Source organism: Clostridium sp. (genome assembly GCF_051650885.1).
Taxonomy (GTDB): Bacteria; Bacillota; Clostridia; order Clostridiales; family Clostridiaceae; genus Clostridium.
In genome coordinates, this window is record NZ_JBOFRG010000006.1 from 1 (window position 1) to 10,459 (window position 10,459).

Annotated in this window: 7 protein-coding genes; 1 reads left to right on the plus strand and 6 read right to left on the minus strand. The window is 28.3% G+C overall.

What is annotated here, in order from left to right; all coding sequences use genetic code 11:
- Positions 1-1,165: hypothetical protein (locus ACRC28_RS00060; protein ID WP_438541418.1), on the minus strand; the 1,165-nt coding region annotated here is incomplete at its 3' end.
- Positions 1,166-1,490: 325 nt separating this feature from the next.
- Here ACRC28_RS00060 and ACRC28_RS00065 point away from each other — a divergent pair.
- Positions 1,491-3,029, plus strand: coding sequence for an amino acid permease (locus ACRC28_RS00065; RefSeq protein ID WP_438541419.1), 1,539 nt, complete (start codon positions 1,491-1,493; stop codon positions 3,027-3,029).
- 46 nt (positions 3,030-3,075) lie between these two features.
- Here ACRC28_RS00065 and ACRC28_RS00070 read toward each other — a convergent pair whose 3' ends face one another.
- From ACRC28_RS00070 to ACRC28_RS00090, 5 genes are all read right to left on the minus strand, one after another.
- Positions 3,076-4,029, minus strand: a complete 954-nt coding sequence (locus tag ACRC28_RS00070; RefSeq protein ID WP_438541420.1) for an alpha/beta fold hydrolase — start codon at positions 4,027-4,029, stop codon at positions 3,076-3,078.
- 55 nt (positions 4,030-4,084) lie between these two features.
- On the minus strand, positions 4,085-5,257 hold the full coding sequence (locus ACRC28_RS00075) for a class I SAM-dependent methyltransferase (protein WP_438541421.1): 1,173 nt from the start codon (positions 5,255-5,257) through the stop codon (positions 4,085-4,087).
- A 163-nt stretch (positions 5,258-5,420) separates the two neighbouring features.
- Complete coding sequence (locus ACRC28_RS00080; RefSeq protein ID WP_438541422.1) at positions 5,421-6,983, minus strand: GxxExxY protein; 1,563 nt, start codon at positions 6,981-6,983, stop codon at positions 5,421-5,423.
- Between the two features lie 143 nt (positions 6,984-7,126).
- Positions 7,127-8,221, minus strand: coding sequence for a hypothetical protein (locus tag ACRC28_RS00085; RefSeq protein WP_438541423.1), 1,095 nt, complete (start codon positions 8,219-8,221; stop codon positions 7,127-7,129).
- 498 nt (positions 8,222-8,719) lie between these two features.
- Positions 8,720-10,459 (minus strand): carbohydrate-binding protein (locus ACRC28_RS00090; protein ID WP_438541424.1); only part of this gene is annotated, 1,740 nt, incomplete at its 5' end.

The following is a 10,459-nucleotide window of genomic DNA, read 5'->3' on the forward strand; positions in this document are numbered from 1 at the left end:
TAACTTTTAAATATTCTTCTGATACCTTCTCATTTTTCGTCTTTGTATAATGAATAAGTAATTCATTTCCCTTATCATTAAATAATGTGTCTACACATTGTATAGTATCACCATCACTTTTTATCTCTATTTCTTCTATTATTTCAATTTTATCATTAGCCACTTTGCCTATATAAATTTTCCCATTTGATGTTTTTGTATCAAAATCTGCAATACTTTCTAACACAATATAGTCACTCTTTACATTGTAATCTAATATAATCATATCTTTTTCCAGTTTATAATTTATTCTCCCCTTCTCTCTTGTTTTTAAATTATATCTAAATAACGCTTGCCCACAAGAATCTGTATGGTCTGTTTTACGATTATTATCAAATCCTTCTAAATAAACCTCACCATTTTCTTTTATGAAAATTCTATTTACATAAAAGCCATCACCATCTAATTTAATATTAAATTCCTTTATTAAATCAATCTCTTCTTCTACTTTAAAACTCTCCTTTTCTTCTCTTAGTTTATATAGCTTACCCGTTCCATCTTCTAAAGCATAATAATCCTCTGCATACATTACTTCTGTAGAACCTTTAAAAACCTTATCCACCTTTTTTAATTTATTAGTTTCTATATCTAAAATCTTTAAATAATGTTTGGTATCTGTAGGATATTGTGAAAGATAAGCTACCTTTTCTTTTCCATAAACTAACTGTATATCTGAATTCACTACATCTCCTAAATTTAAATCAAGTATCTTTTCTTCGCTTGTCTTATTATTGATATATCGTGCTTTTGTAATTGGACTATCTTTTTCAGTATCTACAAAAGATATTTGATCAGGGTCATACTTCATAGAATAATCTTTTATATCTATATTAGTTTCTATAAATTCGTTATTTTCATTTAATCTATAAAGATTTTTTTCATATACATTAGTTATCTTATGAGTTTTATATTCTTCCATTTCCGGAATCCCTTTAAGTAAATAATATTCATCATTCAAATAAGTCTTAAGGTAATATACCTCTCCTGGCTCATTTTTTATTTTATCTACAACTATTCCCTCTTTTTCTTCTCTGTCTTCTATAACTACTTCCTTTGAACTTTCATTACACCCTACAAGTGAAAATAAACTAACTACAATTAATCCAGTAATCATTCCTCTCTTCATACCATTCTCTCCTTTTATATCTTCTATAGCTTTAGTATAAAATCCACTTATCACAAAATTATTACAAAATTTGCATTTTAAATTTTAATCTTCGTCTAAAATTTAACTATTTTATTAAAATACATTCTTAATGCATATTTATATTTTTTTATAAGTTTTGAGATTTTTCTCTAATATATTATCAAACTACTCACTTTCTCGAATTTTACTTAACAATTGTGTTTAAATAGTGGTTATTTTTAATGATTTCATTTAAATTTTTCCGCTTTACTTCTCTAAAGCGAATGTATAAAATATTAATAAATATACATAGGAGGAATAGTTTATGAAGGATACTGAATTAGAAACGCGAGAAAATAAAGTTAATATTACACATAAAATAAGTACCTTTGGGTTCATATCAATGTCTATCCTTACTGTTTACGGCGTAATGAATGGTCAACAAATGTACTATCAAATGGGTTATCAAGCTATAACATATGTTTTACTTGCAACATTATTATTTTTTATTCCCTATTCATTTGCAGTTGCAGAAATGGGATCAGCTTTTAGTGATAAGCATGGGGGAATTTATTCATGGCTTTCAGAAATCATTGGTGAAAAATATGCTCTTTCCACTACATTTATTTGGTTTTCAGCTCAATTCTTAGGTGGACTTGCTATTAGTGCAATTTGTATTAAGTTTTCAACAATGATATTTGGAACAGATACATCAGAAACTTGGAAATTTTTTGGACTTAATAATCAGTTAACAACTACATTAATCGGAATAGTTTGGGTTGTTTTTTGGATTTTCATCTCAACTAAAGGAGTAAAATCTATTGAGGTTTTAACAAAGGTTTCTATGACATTATTCTTTTATAATAATATTTTTACTATTGCAGTTAGTTTATTAGTTTTCTTTAAAAATAAAATGCATTTTGCACAAGGCTTCCATTGGCATGGAATATCTTCTTTATTTGTAGGACCTAATCCAAGCTATCACAGCATTTTTAGTATGCTAGGCTTTATGGTTTTTGCAATTATGATATTTGGTGGAATGGAATCTGCTAGTGGACTTGTTGATGAAGTAGAGAATCCTAGAAAAACTGTTCCTCGTGGAATTTTTGTAACAGTTGTTGTAATTTTTGCACTTACTATAGTAATGATTGTAGGAAGTGGAATGGTTATAAACTGGAAAGAAGTTTATAGTAATCCTAATGTTAACTTAGTTAACTTTACTGTTTATTTAGGATTAAAATATTATTCCTCACTTGGAATTGCACTTGGAATGAGCGCGGCACATGCAGCAGTATTTGCTAAATGGTACATGATATTCTACTCATGGATAGCAGCACTTTCATTCTTACAGTTACCACTTAACTACTACTTCCCAATTAAACAATTAATTGAGGGATTACCAAAAGGAATGTTACCAGAGTTTGTAACAAAGAAAAATAAACATAATGTTCCAGCTAATGCACTTTGGCTTTTAGCATCATTCTTATGTGGTGGGGCACTTCTTATTGTTTTAATCTTTGGAAACAATGCAAATGATATTTATAACTATACAACCTTTATGGTTACTGTCGCAAACGTAATACCATGGGGACTTATAACCTTTGCATATATTAAGTTTAAGCTAAATGATAATATAGAAAAACACTATAAGTTCTTCAGTAAAAAGGTAGGAATCATCTATAATGCTATATCACTGCTTGTAATCATATTTGCAGTAGTATTTTCTCTAATCCAACCTTGGACACAGCCTGGTGGTGCAGAGCAAGGAATACTTATGATTATAGGACCTGTATTCTTTGGATTACTTGGATTCTTTATTGCACATAGATATCAAAAAGCTATTAAAAAAAGAGAAAATTGCTAAATTTTTAGCAGTTTTCTCTTTTTTGTAGTTTTTTGATTTTTTACTTTCAAATATTTTCTAAAATATAATTATAAACTTCATCCTTATTCGTTTCATTAATCATTTCATGTCTTCCATCTTTAAAAAGCTTTACTCTTACTTTTTCAATATTTAAATCCTTATATTGCTCATAAAGTTTATTAACTCCAATGCCATACTTTCCTACTGGGTCTTTATCACCTGATACTATATTTATTTTCAAATCTTTTCTTATCTTCTCTAGCTTTTCATTCTTATAAAGATGTTTAAATCCAGTAAAAAGACTTTTATAAAAATTTATTGTAGGACAAAAGCCACAAGCTTCATCATTTAAATATTTACTTACTTCGTCTTCATCTCTAGTAAGCCAATCCATCTTTGTTTTTTTATTTTTCACTTCTTTATTAAACGATAAAAATGCCATCTTATCTAAAAATTTCGCCTTAGATTTTTCATCAAAAATCTTACTTTGAAGATTAGCTACAAACAATCCAAGCTTCACATCAAATCCATCCTGTTTGCAAGAGCCTGAAAAAGTTATTCCCTCTATTTCATTACTATATCTTGTAATATACTCTTGCCCCACAAAAGAACCAAAGCTATGTGCAACAATATGTATAGGTAAATTTTCATTTTCTTTTTTTATAAACTTAGTTATCATAAATTGGTCTTCTACAACATTGTTAAAACCATTTTCCCCTAAATATCCATAAAGATTTGTATTTTTTCCTGTTTCTCCATGACCTCTATGGTCACTTCCATAAACTATATATCCATTACTATTTAAAAACTTTGCAAAGTGGTCATATCTTAAACTATGTTCAGCCATACCATGAATAATTTGAACAATCCCCTTTGGATTCTCAACCTTTTCCCAACTTCTTATAAAAATTCCTTCATTATTAAACCCATCAATAACTCTTTCTCTATAAGCTTTTTCCATATTCATCTCTCCTAAAATCCCATTTAACAATTTATTCATAAAAAAATTATAACATAAAAAGCTATGCATTTAAGCACAGCTTCTTAAAATTCATCTATTTTATTAAATCATCATTTTCTAAAAGCCCTAATAATGTTGGTTTAAAATTAAATTCTTTTATAAGGCTTCTAACTTCCTTCATTGAAGCTTCCTTCTTATCCTTAGAAACGCCACCTTTAGATGCTCTTATTAAAATATTTTTAGGTGAATGAGCAATATCAATAAACTCTAAAATTTGAGTTCTATATCCCATAACCTCTAAAAGATTTCCACGAACAGCATCAGTCATAAGTGCCGCCATTCTTTCTTTTATAATTCCATATCTTGAAATTATAGAAAACTCTTCTGTCTCCATTTGACTATTAAACTCATGTTGACAACAAGGAACTGAGAAAATCATCTTAGCATTCCACTTAATTGCATTATAAAGAGCATAATCAGTTGCAGTATCACAAGCATGTAAAGTTATAACCATATCCACCTTATTCTCATACTTATAACCATTAATATCTCCAAGCTCAAAGCTTAAATCATCATAACCATAGCCCTTTGCAATCTTATTACACTTCTCAATAACATCCTTCTTAAGGTCTAAACCAATCATCTTAACCTTTATCCCTTTAATCTTTACAAAGTAATAGTAAAGAACAAAAGTTAAATAAGACTTACCACATCCAAAATCTAAAATAGTAAGCTCCTTAAAATCATTCTTCTTAATTTCATCATCAACAATCTCAACAAACCTGTTAATCTGCTTATACTTATCATATTTAGAATTAACAACCTTACCTTCCTTAGTGAAAACCCCTAAATCAATAAGTGGCTCTATAATCATACCTTCTTTTAAGATATAATTTTTCTCCTTATTGTGCTTTGAAGCTTTTTCTACAATCTTTAAATTATTAGAACCTTTTTTTCCTAAGAATACTTTTCCTTTCTTAGAAATTTTAAGGTCATATGTACACTCTGTTGACCACGCATTTAAATTTTTAAAGTTACCTTCTGTAAGAATAACTAATCTATCTCTAAGTTCTTCTCTGCTCACATTCTCATGGAAAACTTGTTTATCTGTAAATTTTTCGATTTGATAAAAACTTTTATCTTTTGATTCCTTTAAAGACACATTTATTTTGTTAAACTCTAAATCCTTCTTCATCTTATTACTAATAACAATTTTCCCTACATTATCCTCTAAAATTTCATTAATTGCTTTTTTTAATTCTTCCATCATTTCCTCCTAAATTCAAACGAATTTACATAACTTTCTGTTACTGATTATAACATTATTCAATATATTTTAAAAATAATTAACTCTTTCTTATTAAATATTCTAATTAATTTTCTTTATACACCTAAAAACTGATAGCCTAAATTTAGCTATCAGTTTTCATTTATACAAATACTTCAAATATTCTCCTATCCTTTACTGTCTGATAATTTTGAACATACTCTTTATTTTTATTAAAATTAAAAATTAGTAAGTATCCTTCATTAATTCCTTCTATCTCTAAATAATCATATAATTGCTGAATACCCTTTTGGTGTGCTATTTCACCATACCATATTTTAGTTTCTATTATATACTTATGTTGATTATATGATATTACAATATCTAGTCTCTTTTCTTCTGAGATTTGAACTTCTCTATATTCAAACCCTACCCCATTTATAATTGGCTTTATAAATGCTAAAAATAATAGAACACCCTGCCTTTCTAAAAATTCCTTGTCTCTTGAACTATAGTTTTCCTTCATAAATTGTTGGAATTTTTTTAGAATTTTTTCTATATTCAATCCATTGTCTTCTGTTATGAAATTATTTTTAAAGTTGTATTTATCCATAACTTTATTTTTAATTTTCGATGTCATATAGTTATAAATAATTTCTTTAAATATTTGATTTGAAACCTCTACTGTTCCCTCTTTATTCTTTATAAAATATCCAAACATTGTTCCTTTATCTATATTAGGCTCATTTATGTTGTATACTTGTTGGGCTCCAAGTATTAAGATTTCGTATACATATCCAAATAGTTCTTTATTGTTTTCAAGATTTTTTATTAAATCATCTATTAATGGGTTTCTTTCACTTATTAAAATTTTAACCCCTTTTAATACATCTTGAACTTTCCAATTTTCTTTCTTTTCATAAATATCCTCATCTATAATTTGACATATTCTTGATACTAAATATGGATATCCACTTGTATATTTATAGATTTCAGTGCTTATTTCTTCTACATTAAAGGTTAAATTATTATCTTTTTTATATTCTTCTAACATTGTGCCTATTTCAAAAATATTAAAACTCATATCTACATTAAAGTTTACTGCTATATTCCAAGGTGAATTATACCTTGTGTCTGTTCCGTCTCTAAATTTCAATTTTAAGTTTCTTATATCATGGACTCCTGCAAGTATTACGGATTTAAAGGTTGTAGTCTCTCCTACTGCTCTCTCTAAAAATAATGACCTTAAAATTCCGAGAAAGTCTAAAAACAATTTATTGTTTGATATTTTATCTACTTCATCAATTATAAGTATCACTTCTTCATTTTTTGTTATTTTAGAAATAACATTACTCAAGTGAAATAAAGTATCTATCTTTTCTATTTCATAGCCTACACAGCTTGAAATTTTAAGCCTCATCACTTCACAAAATAATTCCTCTTCTCTAAAAGAAGATGCCATAACTTCAAAGTCTAACTTTAACACTTTATATCTACTTCTTAAAATTTTATATAATTTATTTAGTGTAGTTGTTTTTCCATACTGTCTTGGCTTATTTATTACAAAATATTTCTCTTGTTGAACAAGCTTTACTATTTCTTTTAATTTTCCATTTATATTAACCATATAATGTTTTTCTTCAACACACACACCTGTTGTATTAAAGATTTTAGTTGTATTTACTCTGTCATCAAAAAATTCTTTAAACTCTTCCATTATAATCATACCTTTACTATTTTCTTATTTAAATTATACACCATTTAATCACTTAATAAACATTCCATCTTTTTAAATCTTCAGATTAACATTTTAATTTCAAAAAAACAGAGTAAAATTTATTAAATCTTACTCTGTTCTGATTTTAATTACTAATCGAATTTAAATTCTACTTTTGCATGATTTGAAAGCATATATGAAGTTAATTCATATCCTCTCATCCCGCAGTATTGAGTATTTTTATCCTCAATATCTATTGTACCTTTTAAATGACTTGGACTTTGACTGATTTTCCCCTTATTAAACTCATTATGTTCATTTGCGGCTCCTGCAAATGTAAAGCCTTCATTAGGTTTATTTATGTTAACTAAGTTATAGATAACACCATGTTTTCTATAAGGTTTTATATTCTTGTTATAAAAATCTATAAATGATTTATTATCTATAATATCCGGATTATATTCACTAATCATAAGCTTTACTTCACCAATATGTGGTGACATATATTTTTCAACCTTTACATTATTAGATAATCCTCTGAATTCATTGTTATAAAACTTCTCATTTTTAATTTTCTTATCTAAACTAGCGTTTAACTCTACAAGAGCTTTATTATTTTTATCAAGCTTTTTAATATTACCTATCTTTTCTTCTGCAACATTATATTTTTTATTATTTAAAGCACTTTTAGCTTCTTTGATATTTAAATTAATTAACTCTTCTTTTTTATCATTTAATTTTTTGCTTAAAAGAGCAACATTACTATTTTCTTTTTCTAAATTTTCAATAGCCTGGATATTCTTTTTAGCCTCTTCAAAGTTATTCTTCAAAATATTTTCTTCAGCCTTTTTTATATTCTCTTCAATACTATTATCCTTTATGTCCTTAGCTAAATTTTTTCCTCTTTCTTTAGAAAAAGTAGCCTTATCATCAATTTGTGTAAGCATCTCCAAAGCTTCAAGCTGTTTTCCACTCTCTTTTAAAGCAGTTGCCTTATTCAAAGTATCAATTCCCTCTTTTTCATACTTCAAACTCTTATAAGCTTCTATAACCTTCTTATTTTTGCTAGAAACATCACCTGCATCAAGAATCTTCTTATATGCACTAACATAATCTCCATTCTTAATAAACTCGACACTCTCATCAACTAAAGCTTCAGCCTTAGTTCCCTTGTAAAACTCAAAACCACCAAACCCAACAACAGAAACACTTAATACAACACCAATAATAATACCTTTTTTCTTCATAAACCCCTCCAAAATTTTCTATACAAATACATTTTAATACAAAAAAGTTAAAAATACTACATATGTAGTTAATAGTTAATAATTAATAGTTAGAAAAACCGAATTGCTTTGCCAATTCGGTTTTTCTTTATTATCCAAAATTCTTAATTTTTCACTCTTAATTCTTAACTAAAAAGCCTTTCCTACGATAAAATTTATCGTAGGATAAATTTTGAGTTCCCCAAAAACTTCCCATCAAACCTTATCAACTCTTACTTTTTCCCTATTAACTCTTAACTAAAAAGTATTTCTCACGATAAAATTTGTCGCCAGACAAATTTTGAGTTCCCCCAAAAACTTCCCATGAACCCATATCAACTCTTACTTTTTCCCTATTAACTCTTAACTAAAAAAGTATTATCCACGATAAAATTTGTCGCCAGACAAATTTTGAGTCCCCTCAGACAGATTTGCTTGCAAATCCCCCTTAATTCTCAATTTTTAATTCTTCATTTTTAATTATACTTTGCTCCATGATTCATCGCTACCAGGTACAGTATTAGTCCACCACTTAGCCTTATACTTAGTTCCATTATAAGAAACTACATCTCCACCATTGTAAGCCTTTCCTGGTACATAGATTTGCGTTCCATCAGCTCCTGTTTCTGGTGTTACTTCCCAAGCTGCACTCTTGTCTGGTGCTTCACCTTTAACCCACCATTTTGCAGTGTATTCTTTCCCTTTATAAATTACTTTATCTCCAGTATTATATACTTTGTTCGAATCATACGTATCTCCTACTGATGGTGGAGTTACTTCATCTTTTTCTACTACAACTTCTATAGTTTCACTTGTAGTCACTCCTACTTCATTTATAAGCTCTATTTTGTAAGTGTATTTACCTACTGCTTTTCCTTTAAAGTCTTTAGTAATAATTTTTTCTTCTTTACTTACTACACCCTCTTCTATAACTTTAGCATTTTCATATAATTTAAATGTTTTTCCATTTGAATCTTTTGAAATAGTTCCAGTTACTTTATAATCCCCTTTATTTTGTGCTTTATCTACTGATATGCTTGGTTTTTTAGGCTTTTCTTGTGGAACTACTACATCTTTTTTAACAATTACTTTTACAGATATACTAGTTGTTATTCCATCTTTATTTTTAAGTTCTGCTTTATAGATATATTCTCCTTCTGCCTTGTCTTTCATATCTACAGATACTGTTAACTTTTCACTAGTTACTGCACCTTCTTTTATAACTTTATTGTTTTCGTAAAGTTTATAGTCAGTAGCTTTAGAATCTTTTGGAATTTCTAATTTTACATTATAATTTCCATCATTTTCAGTTTTGTCTACAATAACTTCAGGCTTTAATGGCTTTTCAACTGGTTTTCCACCTGCAAGCATTACTACTTTATCATAATAATATTGAGCTTTTGTTATCCAGAAGTAATCATCTGTTGGAGGTGAACCTACTGCATCTGTACTTGCTCCAACTCCTGCCCCAAATAATACTGATACTATATTAGAGTCTCTCACTTCTTCCATATGACTTCCCCAAGTTATAGTATCTCCCTTAACTGTAACTTTAGGGTCTTTTGCTTCATTTTTACTAAAATATTCTAATCTCTTTGCATTTCCTGCTTTAAATGTGTCTCCAAAGAAATAAGTTGTTGCTGAATCCTCATAGCTTCCTGCTACATTTTTAAGTTCTGCAAAGGCTTCATTATCATAAGGACTCATTGTTTGTGAATTATTTATATGTCCCACTGGAATTTGCCAAAGAACTGCTGGTAAATTTGTTACATCACTTAAGGTTTTAGTATAGAAAAGATAATTATCCCAAATATCTGCATTCCAGAACCATCTTGATTTTTCTGGGTCTTCAGGTGCACCTGTTTCATATGCTCCATCTAAACCATATTTATCTATTGAAATAAAATCAGCTCCATAGCTAGTTATTCCACTATTTTCATAGTATTCAGCTGTTTTTGTAGCAGCATCTTTAATGAACTCTCTTCCCTTGTCCCATCCTAAATATTCAGTTTGGTGAAGTAACCCTTGTCCTGGAACTCCTTGTCCTGAGTATGCCCAAATATTAAATTGCCATCCATAATAAGCTTCTTTATAATATTTGTCTACTGTGTAATTTATAGCTTCAACTAAACCCTTTACATTATTTTCAAACTTAGGGTCTTTTCCTTCTTCTAATACACCAGCTTTATAAATCATATCTACAACGGCAGAAATCTCATT